A 17,443-nucleotide genomic window follows, 5' to 3' on the forward strand; every position below is an offset into this window, starting at 1 on the left:
GAAAATGCCACGGACGTGTGCGGGCCTGTGGCGATTCCCGTGGCAGCGGCCTGTGCGGCATGGGGGCGTCCGGCGTCCCCGGCTCACCCTGAATGGGCCCTTCGGTTTCTGTGCTGCGTGGCCTCCAGGAGAATGGGGGACGTTCACCCTGACGTCGATCGACCCGACCCGGCAGAAGCGACTCCAGATCACGGACCCGGCCGTCACTCCGCCGATCCACTGGCCGGGGCGTGAGTTGTTTGCTGAGTCCTGACCCACAAGACGGGTGACGCAAGGGCCGATCTGGCCAGCCCATGACCTGTCCCGAAGCGGGGCTTGCGTGACATCTGTGACTCAGTGCTACGGCGAGTCACGTATCTAGCTGTAGGTATCACGGGAAGTGCTACACCCGGCTGTTTCACCACCTGACAGGTCCGTTGGTCCCTGGCCGAGTCCCGCCCTACCTGGGGACCGTCCGGTCTGATGCCATGGAGGAAGAGCAGGTTGGGACACCATCGTTGGGGGGCGAGGTGGGAACATCAACACGATGGAAGGGGCCGAACGGCGATCAGTGGGGTTCCGCTGGGAGGCGGCTGGCGCGATGGCGGGAGGACTCGCGAAACGCGGATCAGCGGCTGGAGGAGATCGCGGCGGACCACCTGAGCGCCCTGCACGAGACGCTCCGTGCCGATCGATCGGCTTTCGGGTTGTACGACACGACTTGCGCGGCAGGTGAACGGCTCGCCAGAGCCCTGGGGTCGCTGGCCACAGAGGGCGCGGAGTCGGAGAACGCGCTTGTCGCGCGTCTCGTCTCGGAGGTCGGTGGGGACGGCGGCACACTCGCCGACGCCGCGGTGCGCAGGGGGTTGGCTGCGGCGGTCCGCGATGTCCGGAGCAGTCGTCCCGAGCTGGACGATGCCATGGGCGGGGGTGCCGTCGGCGGCGGCTTCACCTGGGACATCCTGTGTGATCTCTACCAGGTGTTCTTCGCCGACATGGTGGGAGAGTTCCTCAGGTCCGTTGTCGCCGAGCACGTCAAGCTGGCGGTTCCGGTGCTCATCGCGGCCGATCCGGAAGGCAGGATCGCCGACTGGGTCGCGGAGAAGTTAGTGGACCTGGTGCCGAATCCCTGCGAGGAGTCCGTCGAAGCGACGGACGTTGCACAGGCTGTGGATACCGCGCAGTCGGTGGTGGGCGCCGTGCAGGATCCGTCGGTCGCACTGCCCAAGATCGCCGAGTCGCTGGTACCGCGGGCGGTCGGAAAGGTGCTTGGCCTGATCACTGAGGAGAGCACCGGAGAAGAAGGAGCTGCGGCGTGACCGATTCCGAGGACTTCCTGTGGTGGCGCGGGCCCAGGGGTGACCGGCCTAGTGGCGACCACTGGATGGAGATCGGCGAGGAAGCCTTCCAGGAGAAGGAGCGCCGCATTACCGGCCGGTACCATCTGCCTGGTCCTGTCCCCGACTGGGCCGAGGATCTGTTCCGCGTTGCCAGGGCCGCGTTCATCGCCGACAAATACGTACGCCGGACCGGAGTACGGGACCGGTGGACCCGCCGCATCAGCCTCGCCGTGCCCGTCACGGAACATGAGCGGTGGGGAAGCGCGGCAGTCCGTACCCACCTCACTGCGCTCCTCCAAGTCCTCACCGGGGACATATGGAATGTGGACTTCCGGCCGCTCACCGGTTACTACGTCGAGGAGGCGCTGGTCTCTCCGGACGACCCGCGCGCCTCGGAAGTCGCCTTGTTCTCTGGTGGACTGGATTCGCTCAGCTGGGCCGCCACCCGTTCGCGTGCCGACGACTCCCGACCGCTGCTGCTCGTGATGTTCCGCGAGATCGGCCTGCTGCGTCTGCAGCAGCGCGTGTATGAGGCCGTCGAGCGACTGAACGGAGCACGGCCGGTGCTGCTGTTGCCGATGAGCCAGACCCCGGCGGGCGACGGCTCGGGGGCACGGCTGGAGACCTCCTCCCGCACACGTGGTCTGCTGTACGCGGCGGGCGCGATCCGCGCCGCCACCGCGCACGGGGTGGGTATCGTCCACATCCCCGAGAACGGTCAGCTCGCCCTCAACCCGCCTCTGACACCGGCGCGTTCGGCCGCTTGCTCCACGCGTTCCGTGCACCCGCGGACGCTGGGCAGTATGAACGCCTTGGTAGCTGCCGTGAGTGACACGGAGAGCGCGGTGCAGGTGGTCAACCCCTTGGCGCAGCTGACGAAAGGCGAGGTGTGCAAGGCCGGACGTGATGCGGGGCTCACCCCGTCCGACCTGGAGTCCACCTTGAGCTGCGGCAAGCCGCCCACCCGCCGAAGTGGTGGCCCTCCCATCGCCAACTGCGGGGTCTGCTTCCCGTGCCTCGTGCGCCGCTCCGGGCTACTCCACGCCAATGGCAGCGACGACACCCGGTACGAAGCATTGCCATGGGCGGACGACCTACCGCTTGAGCGGGGTGCCGACTGGCGAGCACTACAGCGGTGGCTGCTCGGCCGGTACACCCTTACGGATGTCTTCACCGATACCCCGCTGCCACCGGAGACGGACCCGGCGCTGGCGTTCGATTTGATCAGGCGCGGACGGGAAGAGTTGGAGCGCCTGCTTCGGATCGCGCCTGTCGCTGGGGCCGCTGACGCAGCGTAGGTGGCAACGTGGAGTACGAATGAACGGCGCACTTGCGAAGCCCAGTTGGGACGTATTCTTCTCTCTGGACTGAGAGTTGTGGCAGGAGTGACGGTTCCGTATCCATTCCTTGCCGTGAGCGCCGGGCAGCAGAGGCAACAGGGGGAGAGGTCGTGGAGATTCAGATCACGGTCGATACGCAGGGCGACGACTCGGCGACACATGATCTGTACTACTGGCTCCGGCAGGATCGCGAACTCCGGCGTTACGTGGAGGTCGAACTGGCACGAGCCTCCGAAGCCTCGGACCGCATGAGCGCGGGCGATATCATCAACATGTTCGTCAGCAATGGAATTGCCGCAGCAAGCTTGCTGGTGAACGTCGTGGTCGCCTGGCGAGCGGCCCGCCCTTCGCAGCCCGGACCCGTGACCCTCGAACGCGGCGGTATGACAGTGACCGTGCACGATACAACGGGCGACACGTTGAGCCGCGTCGCAGAGCTGTTGGCTTCCGCGCCTCACGGCGGAGACCCGGAGGCCACTGGTGCGGGACAGCAGTCGGCTCCGTCGGGCTCCGGGAATGGGTGATGGGGCTGCCCAGCCCCGACAGAACCCGTGTGGTGCTGATCGGCGCGGACGAGTACCAGAACTTCCCGAGCCTGCCGGCAGTGCACAACAACCTCGTCAGGCTGGCAGAGCTGTTCACGTCTCCGCAGGTTGGGGGCCTGCCTGCCGGCCATTGCGTGACGGTGCGCAACCCTGCTGACCGCAAGGACGTGCTCGATGCCGTATACCAGGCGGCGAGCGAGGCGACAGACACGCTGGTGGTGTACTTCGCCGGCCACGGCATGCCATCGCCAGATGGCTCTCTCTACCTTGCACTGGGGCATTCCGAGCAAGGGCGGAAGCTGTACGAGTCAGTGGCATTCAGCGATCTCCGCGCTGAAGTGCTGGAAAGCACGGCACCCAAGAAGGTCGTGATCCTCGACTGTTGCTACAGCGGTGCCGCACTGGAGGGGCACATGGGCGGGTCGGATGAGTTCGCGAACCAGACTGCCATCGAGGGCACCTGTGTCATGACCGCCTCAGCCGCTACGCAGGCGGCCATCGCTCCCGTGGGTGCGCCCTTCACCGCGTTCACCGGTGAACTTGTGCGAGCCGTTTCCGAGGGCATTCCAGAGGTGTCGGGCCCACTCGACATGAACTCTCTCTACCGGCACGTCAGCCGTGAACTGGACGCACAAGGCATGCCGGTACCTCGGCAACGGGCCGGTGACCTGGGGCATGCCATCGCCCTGTTCCGGAACAAGTGGAAGCCGCCTCGGGAGAAGCCCACGCTCGCGGCTCTGCGCGAGGAATGGTTCCGTGCGATCCAAGAAGGGCTGCTCTGGCATGTGCGGGATGTTCCGGCACTTGGCAAGGGGCGACTGCGCACCGACTTCGGTGATCACAAGCTCATCGGCTCCCTGTTGATCGCGCGGATCGCCGTTCGGCTCGCCCGGGGTGAGAGCAGGGCAGGGATCTGTGACTGGCTTGCCGCCAGTCCGTTTTTCACAGTGCCCGGCCCTGATGGCGATGAGCTCAACCAACTCATCGCCAAGGTCCAGTTCGGGTTCGAGAACGACGGGCTGGCCACCACCGTTGTGGTTCTCGACGGCCTGGGGCTGCTCTCCTGGAGCCCGGAGAGTACGGACATGCTCCTCGTCGAGTACTGGGCAGCCCAGCGAGGTCGCACGATGCCTCGCACACGGGTGGAACGCGAACTCAGGGAGCTGTGGCACAGCACGGACTCTCGTGTCCACGCGGCCCTCTCGGCCTTGCCGTCCTCTCCGCTGGAGGCATACCCCGACGTGTGGGAGAGGCTGAAGGGCGAGCCGGACTTCCGTGTCGGCAACGCCGTAGCCATGGCGCTTGGCCGGCTTGGCGGCGACCGTGCCTGGGACCGGTGGATGTCCACCCGCCCCTGGAGCATCCTCAACGCTCGCCACCTGGTGAGCCTCGGCGGGGATCTCGCCCGCTGCCAGGCTGCGCAGCGTGCTCTGGGCCGCCTCCTCGATCAGGCACCTTCCGGCGATGAGTTCCGCGGTGTACTTGAGCGTGCCGCAGAGATCATCCAAGAGCAGTTGGAGCAGATCGCTCTGGCCGTCGAGGGCATGAGCGCTGTCGAATACCAGCTGCTGCGCGAGCGCAGCCGGGACGAACACTTCCAGGACAGTTGCCTCGTCACCTTCCAGCAGCATCTGCTGGAGCGGCGGTACCAGTCATTCACCCCTTTCCCTGAGGACGCCGCGACGCACGGCACCTGGGGTCCGCTTCCATGGTGGTCGATCGCTCTTCACGACGAACGCGAACAACGGGCAGCGCGGGAACTGCTCGCCCGCGGCGGTATCCAGCTGGGCGTCACAGCCAAGAGCCGAGGCGCCGACGAGTTCGTCATCACCTGCCAGGAGCCCGGGCCCGGGCCCTCGCGCATCACAGCCTGCCTCCGCTTTGATCTCCACGACGCCGTGCACGCCTGCGAGCTGCTCCTTCTCGCCCGTCGGCAGTCGGTGGCGGTGGACTTCCTTACGGACAACATCGACGAGTGGGACGATCGCGAGGTCAACCTGATCGGCACGTTCCCCATCGACCTGGGCGGCGATCTCGGAGCCGCTCTTGCCGACATCGCGACCCACGCGCTGCGCCGACTTCTGCCGGGCGCATCGGGATCAGCGTTTCACGGTGAAGGGGTTGCGTCGCTGGACAGGCTCCTGAAGTCAGCACGGCTCCCGCCGGTCTGCCGTCACCCGAGGTAGAGGCTTGTTGCACGTGTCGTGGCCGGATGCGGTGCCGCGCCAGGTGTGAGACGTCGTCGGTGCGCGGCGAAGTCGGCACGCACCGGAGCCGGACGGCCGCTCGGCCTCTGTCCACAAACCGGTTTCGGCCGCTGCCCCTCGCGATAGGCTCGACCAGGCACTTTTGTACGTGATCCGTGAGGAAAGCCCGGGGAGGCCGGACGGTGACAGCTCAGTCAGGCGCGTCGGCGCCGAGACCCGGTGCACCCAAGCCGGGCCCGCCGCGCCCCGCCCGGCAGTGGTTCCAGGAGCGCCCTTCGCCGTTCCCGTGGGAGCAGGACGCACTGGACCATGTGCGGGGACTCATGCCGCAGGCCGAGCCGTACCGCGCCTGGGCCACGTTCTCCTTCACCGCGATGTCCGGCCGTGTCAACGAGTGCGATCTGCTGATCGCCGTTCCCGCCGGTCTCTTCCTCGTCGAGATCAAGGGGCATCCGGGGCAGCTCCGCAACACCGGGTCGACCTGGAACTTCCAGGGGCCCGACCGCATGCGGACCATCAACAACCCCCTGCACCTGACGGATCTGAAGTCCAAGGAGCTGAAGAGCCAGCTCCAGTGGGCGGCTCGCAAACTGGGCCTGTCCGAGCGGGTGGTCCCACGCGTCGAGCCCGCGGTCTTCCTGTCGTCACCCGATCTGGAAAGTCACCTGGACGAGGTCCAGCAGATCAAGGTCTACGGCCGTGACGGCGGCGGCAGCGGCCTGCAGCGGATCTGGCAGGACTTCCTCGGCCTGCCTCCGGACCGCCCCGAGAGGCGCATCACGCCGGAGTTCTCGCGGCACACCCTGCCACAGCTGCTCAAGGCGATCGGGATCCGCCAGTCCTCGGCCCACCTCCGCTTCGGCGACGCCTGGAAGATGGAGCCGCACCCGCTCGACGCCGGTCCGTCCTGGGAGGACCGCCTGGCCACCCGAGTCGACGGCCTCGTCCAGGATGAGGGCAGGGTCCGCATCTATCTGGTGAGCCAGATGGCGACGGAGGCGGCCCGCAGAGCCACCGAACGCGCCGCGCGGCGCGAGTACCAGGTTCTGCAGGGCATCACCCACCGCGGCATCGTCGACGCGCTCGACTACCGCGAGCACCAGGGCGGACCGGCGATCCTCTTCCGCCACCGCCACGGCGATCTCCGCCTCGACCAGTACCTGGACACCTACGGCGGCAGGCTCACGCCCGAGATCCGCCTGGACCTGGTCCGGCAGCTCGCCGAGGCGGTCCGCTACGCGCACAACCGCTCGCTCTACCACCGTGCCCTCGCGGCCCGCTCCGTGTACGTGTCGTTCCGGGCCGAGGGGGCGGCTCCGGAACTCCGGATCACCGACTGGCAGACGGCGGCACGGGACTTCGACAGCAACGCCACGTTCTTCCGCTCCATCGGCGGCTCCGCCCTCGACGCCGCCCTGATCGAGGACGCGGCCCGCGTCTACCTCGCCCCCGAGTCCGACCAGCCGTACGCGGACCCCGCCGACCTGGACATCTTCGGTCTCGGCGCGCTCGCCTATCTGATCCTCACCGGCCGCCCGCCGGCCACCCAGCGCTCCGACCTGGCCGAACGGCTCCGCGGCGACGGCGGACTGCGTCTGTTCGCGGTGACCGACGGCCTGCCCGACGCCCTCGACGACCTGGTCTTCCGGGCGACCCTGGCCGACGTCAACGAGCGGCTCGGCTCGGCCGAGGCGTTCCTGGACCTGCTGGACGAGGCGGAACGCGCCAGTATCCTCCCGGACTCTCCGGCGGCGGCCTGCGTCGACCCGCTGGAAGCGGTTCCCGGGCAGTCGCTCGACGCCGAGTGGACGGTGGGCCGTGTCCTGGGCACCGGGGCCACCGCCCGCGCCCTGCTGGTGGAGCGCGCCACCGAGGACGAGGACGGCCGCACCCAGATCGACGAGCACGTCTTCAAGGTCGCTCTCGACGAGGAGAAGGCGGGGCGGCTGCGCGCCGAGGAACGGGCCCTGCGCAAGGTCGGTGGCGGCTCCGTCGTCCAGTTGCGCGGCGAGGGGCTGCGGGACTTCGGCGGGCGGACCGTCCTGGAGCTGGAGTACGCCGGCGCGCAGTCGCTCGGCGAGCGACTGCGCGGCAAGGGACGACTCACCTACCACGAGCTGGAGCGCTTCGCGGACGACCTGTTCCACGCCCTGGACCAGCTCGCCGCGCAGGGCGTGCGCCACCGAGACGTCAAGCCGGACAACTTCGGCATCCAGCGCCGCAAGGACCGCACCTGGCAGCTCAAGCTGTTCGACTTCTCCCTGACGGACGCCTCCGACCGGGATGTGAAGGCCGGCACACGCGGCTACCTCGACCCGTTCCTCGGCTCGATGCGCCGCGCCCACTACGACGACCACGCGGAGCGCTACGCCGCCGCCGTCACCCTCCACGAGATGGCGAGCGGGGAGCGTCCGCTGTGGGGGCAGGGGCAGCTCGACCCGCTGACCAACGACTCGGCCGAACTGCATGTCGCCGCCGAGCTGTTCGAGCCCGCGCTGAGCGAGGGCCTGACCGCCTTCTTCCAGCGGGCGCTGCACCGCGACACCGATCGACGTTTCGACACACTGCGGCAGATGTGGGACGCGTGGCGGGCGGTCTTCCGCGCGGCCGACGCGACCGCGCCCGCCACGACCCCTTCCACCGTCGGCGCCCCGTCCGACGATCCGGAGGAGGCCCGCGACCGCGCCGCGGCGGCGGCCGACCTGGCGACGCCGCTGGACGCCGCCGGCCTGTCCCCGCGTGCGGTGTCGGTGGCCGGCGGGCTGGGCGCCACCACGGTCGGGGGGCTGCTGGACATCCAGCCGTACGCCATCTCCAAGGCCCGCGGTGCCGGCGCCCTCGTCCGCAAGGAACTCAACCGGCGCCGCAAGCAGTGGGCGACCGCGCTGCGCCCGGCGGCCCCGTACGCGCCACCCCGCGGGGAGGCGCCCGACGTCGTGGCCCTGGCGCAACCGGCTTCCGGCTCGGGTGAGCCCCGCGTCCTGTCCATAGACGACATGGCGGCCTTGCTCATCCCCGAGCCGGGACGCAAGGGCTCCCACCGCGCCCAGGTCGTACGCCTCACCCTGGGGCTGCCCGCTGACGACGGCGGACTCTCCCCCCTCGGCACCTGGCCCGTCCAGGCCCGGATCGCCGAGCATCTGGGCATCAAGCAGACCTCCGTCTCCCGCCACCACCGCACGGAGATCGGCAAGTGGGCTCAGGCGGACTGGCTGGCCCCGGTGCGCGCCGGGTTGACCGAGATCATCCAGTCCGTGGGCCGGGTGATGACCGCCGACGAGGCCGCGGCCGAACTGCGGGCCCGGCACGGCGCGGGACCGGACACGCCCGAGCGGACGTTCGCCAGGGCCCTCGCCGTCGTACGGGCCGCGGCCGACGCGGAGACCACCGAACGCCCGGACGAGGACGCAGCGGAGCAGCACGAGCCGCGGTTCGCCGTGCACCGGCGCGGCGACACGGTCCTGCTGGCTGCCGAGTCCCTGCCGGGAGCGGACGACCCCAGTCCGCGAGAGCTGGCGGACTACGCGGCGCTCCTCGGCCAGGCGGCCGAACGACTGGCACGGCAGGACCCGCTGCCCGGCCGCGGCGAGGTCCTGCGCGTCCTGCGGTCCGTGCCCGCGCCCGACGGCCTCGCCCCGCTCGCCGACACCCGGCTGGTGTCCCTGGCCGCCGCGACGTCCCCCGGCGTCGCGGCCACGCCCCGGCTGGAGCTGTACCCGCGCGACCTGAGCCTGGAACGGGCGCTGCGCATCTCCCAGGCGGGCGCCGGTGTCCGCCGTGACCGGGGGATCACCGTCGCCGAGCTGGTGGCGCGGCTGCGCGCCCGTTTCCCGGGGCTGGACCTGGTGTCGGGGACCCGGGAACCCACCCATGTGGAACTCCTTGACGCCCTGGAAGGGGCGCGCTTCGACCTCGTGTACGACGACGAGACGGAGAAGTTCTTCCCCAGGGCTCCGGAGTCGGCCGGTTCGTGGAGTTCCACCGGAGCCCTCACCAGCTATCAGCCGCCCACCCCCGTCACCCGGGCCGACCGGGAGGACCCACACGGCCCGCTGCGTGAGCGTCTCACCGCCGTGGCGGAGCGGGGCGGTTTCCTCGCCCTCACGGTGAAGGCCGCCGCGTTCGCGGGAGCGGCCGAGACCGTCGCGGCCGCCTTCCCGGTCGAGGCCGTCGACCTGTCGGCCGTGTTCCTCGCCGCCTTCCGTGCCCTGGCCGCCGAGCGGGGACAGGACTGGCAGAAGGTGCTGCGCGCCGACAGCCTCTCCACCCCGGGCAGCATCAAGCCGGGTCTTGCGTCCTTCGTCCGGGTGGTCTGGCAGCGCGTGGAGCAGGAGGTGCTCGCCCGCGCGGACGCGCCGCGCACCGTGCTGTTCCTCCACGACGCCGGCCTGGTCGCCCGGTACTGGGACGAGGGCGGCCACGCCTTCCTGGTCCGGGTCCAGAACGCGGCCCGACGCCCCGCCGATGCGCCGCACGGCCTGTGGCTGCTGTGCACGGTCGAGACGCGCGCGCAGGAGCCGAAGCTGGACGGCCGGACCGTGGAGGTGATCGGCGGCGACGGGGAACGGGCCCACCTGGACGGGGAGTTCCTGCAGTCGCTGGAGGCGCTGGCGGGCACCACCGGCTGAGCGGCGGACGCCCGGCACCGGACGCCTGCCACGGGCGGCGGCTCAGGGCGCCCGGTACCGGGCTGCGCTTGCCGGGCGGCGGCTCAGGACTTGCGGGGCACCCCGCCCTTGCGGCCGATGTTGAACGCCAGCCGGTATACGTCGGGGAGGTCGAGCGCGCCGTTGGTGCGTCTGGTCAGGACACCGAGATCCACCAGTTCCTCTATCAGAGCGAAGGGGTCGTCGGCATCGCGGGGCCCACTGTTCTCGTCGGCGTCCTCCCGCATCCGGTGCAGGATCTCCGTCAGCCCGCCCTGCGCCCAGTACTGGCGGACGTGGGACGGTTCCATCGGCACCTGCCCGCCCTCAAGCTGCTCGACGGCGGCGGCGGCCCAGCCGATGTCGTCCTTCAGCTCGGCCACGCGGTGCTGCGACGCCTCGTGCAGACTTTCCCGGATCGCCTCGTAATGGAGCGGGTACTGGTGTCCGGCGTGCCGCTCCGCGGTCAGGGCTGCGGCCTTACGCAGGGCGAGCAGCCAGGTCCTGGGGCTCACCTGCCCCTTGCCGTCCTGAAGATGGTTCGGCACCCAGGTGAAGGTGTGGCCCTTGCGACGGTCGGTGCCCATGTACGGGCCGGCGAGGGAAATGAAGACCTTCTCCTGGCACTTCTCGTCGGCGATCACGTCGGGTGGCGCGGTGAACCGCCCTTCGCCCTCCGACTGCCACCCGCTGTGATGGTCCCGGAACTTCTCCGCCTCGGTGCTCGCATGGTTTCCCAACTGGTGGAAGAACAGTCCGTAGAGGTTCTCCCGACTCCATGTCAGGTCGGTCTTGTTCGCACCCAGCTTCGATGCGTCCGGGAACGTCTTGGGTGCGCTGTCATACATGTCCGGGCGTACGAAGATCTTGGCCCGTACGGCTCCCGTCGTCAGCCGCATCTCCAGCGCGACCTGGAACAGCGCCGAAACCAGCCGGTCGGCGGTTTTCCGGTCGGAGTGGAGATGGTCCAGGGCGTCGAAGAGCAGCAGGCATGTCTCGCCGCTGCCCTGGGCCTCCAGGGATGCCTTGCGCAGCGCGTCTTCGTAGGCGTCCTCGTTCTCCTCGGCCCACCGGATACGGTCGGCCCAGTCGGGGATGCGCGTGATCTCGGGCACACCGAGCGCCATCATCACGACCGCGTGCCAGAAGAACTCGAAGATGTCGGGATCGGTCACCCCACGCAGCAGCCGGGCGATCTTGCGCTTGCCCGGGTAAGGAGTGTCGCTGTTGCCACCCGTGGTGAACCCGGTGGTCACCCGGACCCTCCGCAGCCGCGGCATCATGTACGACCTCGCGGCCACCTCCCGCAGTTCGGGGTCGGTCAGCGCCTTCGCCCAGTACGTCTTGCCGGTGCCGCGTGCACCGCGGACCACGGTCACGTCCGGGTCGAGCGCGAGGCGGTGGCTGGACGGCGTGAACAACCGCCGCAGGTCGGGGCTGTCCGTGTCCGCGTCGAGCGCGACACCGAGCGCCCTGGTGATCAGGGTGCGGTACTCGTCGGTGGTCGGTGCGGCGGTCATGTGGACTCCGGGGCGGGGTGCGGTTTCGGCAGCAGACGCTCCACCGTAGTCGTGAACGTCCGGTACGCGGCGTCGACGAACGGCAGCTCGGGCCAGTCCCGGCTGCGCAGGGGGTCAAGACCCACCAGATCGTTGCCGAAGAGGATGGGGATGGCGGCGTGCGGCGCGTCATCGTCCTCCAGGGGAGGGTGGTACAGCTCTTCGCCTTCGTCGTCCGCGCCTTCCTCGTCCGTGTCGAGCTGGTCGTAGAGCGTCGAGGCGAACAGTCCCTGGGCGCGGTCGATCAGGGCGGGCAGCCGCTTCGCGTCCCCGGCGGAGTGGAACATGGCCGCCACGATCCGCAGCCGCTCCCGCAGCTCCCGGGCGAGGGCCGGGCGCTGCTGCCACTGCCGGAACAGCATCCGGTAGCCGTCCCAGGTGGAGGGGTTGTCCACCGCGAACAGCAGGGCGAGTCCGCTGAGATGGGTCAGCGTGACCGCCGCGATGTCGTGCATGCCGGCCCTGCTGTCCAGCAGGACGACGTCCGGTGGCCGCGATAGCTCGCCCACCTGGTCCTCGCAGGCGGTGATCGCCTCCTCCAGCCGCAGGGCGAACGGCCGTTCGCCGTCACCGGGGTTGAGCCCGGCGAGGTCGCTGTAGATGCGGTTCAGCTTGGCGAGGTAGTCGTACGGTTCTCCCGCCAGCGGTGCGCCGCCCGCGGGCGCCAGCCACACCTCTCCGTTGCCTTTGAACGGCAGCGCGGAACTCCGCGCCACCAGCTCCAGTCCGTCGGCGTTGCCGACACCTCCCTCTATCAGGTGGTCGACGATCCCGTGGCGGGGGATGCCCGCGGGGTCCTCCAGCAGGTCGGAGACGCCCGGAGACTCCAGGTCGAGGTCGACCACGAGCACGCAGCGGCCCGTCCCGGCCAGGTACCTGGCGAGGACGGCGGTGGCGGTGGTCCGTCCGACCCCGCCCTTGAAGCCGTACAGGGCCACCCGCCGGTCCCGGCGGCGGGAGACCCCCGGCGGGGGTACGGGGGCGCTCCTGGCCCAGTCGGTGCCGATGACGGTCCGCTCCAGGACGTGCACACTGCCAGAGCCGGGACTGGTCCCGATGCCTTGCCGGGGACTGACCTCCACACGGTCGTCGGCGTCGAAGTACAGCTCGGGCGCGAAGAGCTTGTCGCCGAAGAGCAGCGGTTCGAGCCCGGTGAAGGGGCGCGTGGCGGCGGTGAACGCGTCCCGAAGCGCCACCACGGCCTGGTCGTCGGGCCGGAGCGGGCTCTGCCGGTCGTCGATCAGCAGACAGGCCCGGCCGAGCACGTCCCGGGTGACGACGACGTCCATGCCGAACTGGGCGGCGGCCTGCCCGGCGTGGTCGAGGGCGGCCCGCCAGGCGGTGTCGAACCGCACGGGAGAACGGCTCATGCGTGGGTCCTCGTCCCCAGGATGCTCGCCTGCTCGTGGGCGGCGATCAGGTCGTACGCGGCGCTCAGATGGCGTCCGAGAGCGGCGTCGCTGATCGAGGTGCCGTCACAGTAACGGTCGCCGACGTCCCAGCTGGCGAACGGGTTCTCCCAGATGAGCTGAGTGAACAGCCCGCCTGACCCGTCGCCTCTGCGGCGGTGGGCGACGGCGGTTAGATGCTCCCACAGCTCGGGGAGGTGACCGTGTTCCTGTGGTTTCCTCGTCCGATTGCCCGGGTCGCCCTTCACGGTGGCCACCTCGTCGTTCTCCAGCCGGTTCCTCGCGTTGAGCCGGGACCCGAGGAAGTTGGCGAGGATGGCCTTGATGCCGCACTCCGCAGCCAGACCGGCCAGATGGTCGGCGGATATCCGCAGGTCCTGCTCGGCGGCCAGGATGGCCGCGCGATAGTGGTTCCTGCTCGCCAGAGAGAATGCGGGCGGTGGCTGTGTCGCGGAGGGTGTCGAGGCCGTCACGACGATCACTCTAACGAGGTGATCGGGAGCGGCGGGAGGGCTTTCCCGGATCGCGACGCCCCTGGGCCGTCGTACGGGGGCGCGGGTGCGGCAGGATGGGAGGTCCGGTCCGCGGGCGACGCGGTGGGACGCTGACGCGGTGCAGGGAAGAGGAAGCGAAGAGTGACGGTGACGACTACGGGCACGGACAAGGCGGACCTGCTCAAGGACCTGAAGAAACTGGTCGTCGCAGTGGAGGACGATCTGCGGGCCCGCAGCGGGTCCGAGGAGGAGTTCCGCACCCGCCTGGACCGCGAGTGGCGCGAGGCGAAGGACGCCCGGCGGACCGCCCTGTCCTTCCCGGCCTGGCGCGACGAGCGCGTCACCCAGGCCGCCGTGGCGTGGGTGCTGGGCTGTGTCTTCGTCCGCTTCAGCGAGGACAACGGACTGATCGACGAGCCGTTCCTCGCCGGCCCCGGCGAACGCCTTGCCGAGGCGGAGGCACGGCACGAGGCGCACTTCCGCACCTACCCGCACCACAACAACCGCGACTGGCTCATCGAGGCGTTCCGCCACCTGGCCGGCACCAACGAGACCGCCGCCGGCCTCTTCGACGAGCGGTACAACCCGCTGTGGGGACTGACCCCCGGCTACGAGACGGCGACCGAACTGCTGATGTTCTGGCGCCGCTGGGACGCGGACGGCACGATCCGCTACGACTTCACCGACCCCGAGTGGGACACCCACTTCCTCGGCGACCTCTACCAGGACCTGAGCGAACACGCCCGCAAGACGTACGCGCTGCTGCAGACCCCCAAGTTCGTCGAGGAGTTCATCCTCGACCTGACCCTGGAACCGGCCCTCGCCGACGACGGACAGGGCTTCGGCCTCGACCCCGCCTGGGCCGGCCCCGACGGACGGGAACGCCGCGGCCTGCGCACCATCGACCCGGCCTGCGGCTCCGGCCACTTCCTGCTGGGCATCTTCCATCGCCTGCTGGACAAGTGGCGCCAGGCCGAACCCGGCACGGACGACTGGACACTGGTCCGCCGCGTCCTCGAATCCGTCCACGGCTGCGACAAGAACCCCTTCGCCGCGAGCATCGCCCGTTTCCGGCTCCTGGTCGCCGCGATGCGCGCGGCGGGCGCCCGGCGGCTCGCGGACGCACCGCCGTTCCCGATCAACGTCGCCGTGGGCGACTCGCTGCTGCACGGGCGGGACGCGGCGGGCATCCAGACCGACCTGGACACGCTCTTCGCGGAGTCGGTCGTGGGGCGCGACGAGGGGGAGACGTACGCGTACGCCACGGAGGACGTGTGGGAGTACGCGAAGCGGGTCGACCTGCTGGGGCGGGGGTCGTACCACGTGGTGGTGGGGAATCCGCCGTACATCACGGTGAAGGACAAGCAGGAGAACGAGAACTACCGGGCGGCATACGACGCGTGCGCGGGAACGTATGCCCTGTCGGTGCCGTTCGCCCAGCGGATGTTCGAGCTCGCGGTGAAGGGGCCGGGCGGACGGCTGGGCGGGGGCGGGTTCGTGGGGCAGATCACCGCGAACTCGTTCATGAAGCGGGAGTTCGGCAGGAAGCTGGTCGAGGTCGTCTTCCGGAACCGGGTCGAGCTGTCCCATGTCATCGACACCTCGGGCGCCTTCATTCCGGGGCACGGCACGCCGACGGTGATTCTGGTGGGGCGCAACCGGGTTCCGAGTCCGGAGCGGACGGTACGGGCGGTGCTGGGGGTTCGGGGGGAGCCGTCGCAGCCGGAGGACGCGTCGCAGGGGGCCGTGTGGCGGGCGATCGTGGAGCAGGTGGGGAAGCCGGGGAGCGAGTCCGAGTGGGTTTCGGCGGAGGACGCGGCGGCATCTGTCTTTTTTCCGCATCCGTGGTCGGTGAGCGGTGGTGGTGCAGGAACGCTAGTGGAGTATCTGGCCGCACATAGCACAGCGATGGAGGGGCGCATCTCGAAGCCGATCGGCCGTGCCATCCGGGCAGGGGCGGATGAGGCGTACATGCGTCCGCAGCGTTCGACCTATACACCGCGTGCGGATAAGCGCGCGTTGCGACCACTGATGGTGGGGGAGATCGTCCGTGACTGGCGTGCCGCGCCCGACGTTGCGATCTGGAATCCCGACTCGAAAGCCGTCCATGAGGAGGGTCTCGAAGAGGAGTTGTGGCCCTGGCGGACGACACTGGCCGCTCGCAGGACCTTCCAGGGAACCATGGAAGATGCGGGTCTTGAGTGGTGGGACTACATGCAGTACACGTCCTCGGCGTACGCGACACCACTCTCCATCACGTTTGCGTTTGTGGCCACGCACAATCACTTCGTGCTGGACCGGGGCGGGAAGGTGTTCAACCGTTCTGCTCCCGTGATCAAGCTGCCCGAGGGGACCGGCGAGGACGAGCACCTGGAGTTGTTGGGGGTGCTCAATTCCTCGGCGGCCTGTTTCTGGCTGAAGCAGGTCAGTCATGACAAGGGTAGCCAAGGCGTCAATGAGGGCTTCAAGTCTCAGGAGTGGGAACGCTTCTACGAGTTCACCGGCACCAAGCTGAAAGAGTTTCCTCTTCCAGTAAAGCTCCCGCTCCACCTTGGCCGATTCCTTGATGCCCAGGCTCAGAAACTCGCCGAGTTCGAGCCGACGGCCGTGGCCGCGCATGGCGCGCCCACCCGGCAGGCGCTGGATAGCGCGGCAGCTGATCAAGCCAGGGCCCAGAGGCGCATGATCGCCCTGCAAGAGGAGCTGGACTGGCAGGTCTACGGCCTCTACGGACTGCTTAGTGACGTCGAGGCCGCCCGCATCACCGCGCCTTCATCCGATCCCGACACCATCCCCGAGGTCAAGCTCGGCGAGCGCGCCTTCGAGATCGTCCTCGCGCGGCGGGTCGAGGCAGGCGAGGCGGAGACCGCCTGGTTCGCGCGCCACGGATCGACCCCCGTCACCGAGATCCCCACCCACTGGCCGGACTGGTACCAGAAGATCGTCCAGGCCCGCATCGACCTGATCGAGACCCGCAAGGACATCGCCCTCATCGAGCGCCCCGAGTGCAAGCGCCGCTGGGCCTCCGAGCCGTGGGAGAAGAAGGAACGCGCCGCGCTCCGGACCTGGCTGCTGGACCGCTGCGAAGCCGAAGACCTGTGGTTCGAGGTGCGGGACGGGCTGCGGCGCCCGCGGACGCTGACCGTCAACAACCTTGCCGACAGCCTCGGTTCCGACCCCGACTTCACGGCCGTCGCCGCCCTCTACGCCGCCGACCACCTGAAGAAGCCGGACCTCCCCCTCGCGCAGGTCCTCAACGAGGTCATCGCCGACGAGCACGTGCCGTACCTCTCTGCCATGCGCTACAAGGACTCCGGGCTGCGGACCCGCCGCGAGTGGGAGACGGTCTGGGAGAAGCAGCGCGAGGAGGACCGTACGGGCACGCGGCTCGACATCGACCCGCCCACGAAGTACAAGTCCTCGGACTTCCTCAAGCCGTCCTACTGGTCCCACCGCGGCAAGCTCGACGTGCCCAAGGAACGGTTCATCTCCTACCCGGAGGCGGGCCCGGACAGCGACTCCACGCTGATGCTCGGCTGGGCCGGCTGGGACCACCGGGACCAGGCGCTGGCCCTCACCCAACTCATCGAGACGCGCGTCAGGGACGACGCCTGGGGCGCTGAACGGCTCGTCCCCCTGCTCGCGGGGCTGCGTGAGGTCATGCCGTGGGTGCGCCAGTGGTACAGCGCCTACGACGACGAGTGGGAGGGCTCACCGGCCGAGGACCTGGAGGCCGAGTTCCAGCGCTACCTGCGCGTGCACGGGGTGAGCGAGGCGCAGATGAAGGACTGGCGTCCGGTACGGAAGGCGCGCGGACGGAAGGCCGTACAGCGTCGGAAGGCGACCGAACAGCCCGCACTGGACGGCGAGTAGAGGTCGGGTGAGGGGGAGCAGCCCCGGACTCCGCTCCCCTGCCTGCCTACG

General features: G+C 69.5%; 9 protein-coding genes. 6 read left to right on the forward strand and 3 right to left on the reverse strand.

The annotated features are described in order from the left end of the window. Positions 1 to 467: 467 nt before the first annotated feature. From ACX6XY_RS04670 to pglW, 5 genes are all read left to right on the forward strand, one after another. On the forward strand, positions 468 to 1,298 hold the full coding sequence (locus ACX6XY_RS04670) for a hypothetical protein (RefSeq protein WP_460326652.1): 831 nt from the start codon (positions 468 to 470) through the stop codon (positions 1,296 to 1,298). Continuing rightward, positions 1,295 to 2,617, forward strand: coding sequence for a 7-cyano-7-deazaguanine synthase (locus tag ACX6XY_RS04675; protein ID WP_460326654.1), 1,323 nt, complete (start codon positions 1,295 to 1,297; stop codon positions 2,615 to 2,617). The genes ACX6XY_RS04670 and ACX6XY_RS04675 overlap by 4 nt, the downstream gene beginning before the upstream one ends. A gap of 152 nt (positions 2,618 to 2,769) precedes the next feature. Further along, positions 2,770 to 3,183, forward strand: coding sequence for an effector-associated constant component EACC1 (locus ACX6XY_RS04680; protein ID WP_460326657.1), 414 nt, complete (start codon positions 2,770 to 2,772; stop codon positions 3,181 to 3,183). Then, the gene (locus ACX6XY_RS04685; RefSeq protein WP_460326659.1) at positions 3,183 to 5,390 is read left to right on the forward strand and encodes a caspase family protein; all 2,208 of its coding nucleotides are present in this window, start codon (positions 3,183 to 3,185) and stop codon (positions 5,388 to 5,390) included. The genes ACX6XY_RS04680 and ACX6XY_RS04685 overlap by 1 nt, the downstream gene beginning before the upstream one ends. Before the next feature lie 203 nt (positions 5,391 to 5,593). Continuing rightward, positions 5,594 to 10,039: a BREX system serine/threonine kinase PglW gene (pglW, locus tag ACX6XY_RS04690; protein ID WP_460326661.1), complete on the forward strand. Its 4,446-nt coding sequence runs from the start codon at positions 5,594 to 5,596 to the stop codon at positions 10,037 to 10,039. An 83-nt stretch (positions 10,040 to 10,122) separates the two neighbouring features. Here the strand turns inward: pglW and ACX6XY_RS04695 are convergent, their stop codons facing one another. From ACX6XY_RS04695 to ACX6XY_RS04705, 3 genes are read right to left on the reverse strand one after another with little or no spacing between them, the layout of a single operon-like run. Next, complete coding sequence (locus tag ACX6XY_RS04695; protein ID WP_460326663.1) at positions 10,123 to 11,577, reverse strand: hypothetical protein; 1,455 nt, start codon at positions 11,575 to 11,577, stop codon at positions 10,123 to 10,125. Beyond that, positions 11,574 to 12,986 carry a KGGVGR-motif variant AAA ATPase gene (locus ACX6XY_RS04700; RefSeq protein WP_460326665.1) on the reverse strand — a complete coding sequence of 471 codons (1,413 nt, stop codon included), beginning with the start codon at positions 12,984 to 12,986 and terminating at the stop codon, positions 11,574 to 11,576. Before ACX6XY_RS04700 ends, ACX6XY_RS04695 begins: the two co-directional genes overlap by 4 nt. Beyond that, a complete protein-coding gene (locus ACX6XY_RS04705; protein ID WP_460326666.1) occupies positions 12,983 to 13,498 on the reverse strand; it encodes a hypothetical protein in 516 nt (171 codons plus the stop codon). The genes ACX6XY_RS04700 and ACX6XY_RS04705 overlap by 4 nt, the downstream gene beginning before the upstream one ends. Positions 13,499 to 13,660: 162 nt before the next feature. Here ACX6XY_RS04705 and pglX point away from each other — a divergent pair, with 162 nt between their 5' ends. Then, on the forward strand, positions 13,661 to 17,392 hold the full coding sequence (gene pglX / locus ACX6XY_RS04710) for a BREX-2 system adenine-specific DNA-methyltransferase PglX (protein ID WP_460326669.1): 3,732 nt from the start codon (positions 13,661 to 13,663) through the stop codon (positions 17,390 to 17,392). Positions 17,393 to 17,443: the final 51 nt, after the last annotated feature.

The organism is Streptomyces sp. O3 (genome assembly GCF_054788135.1).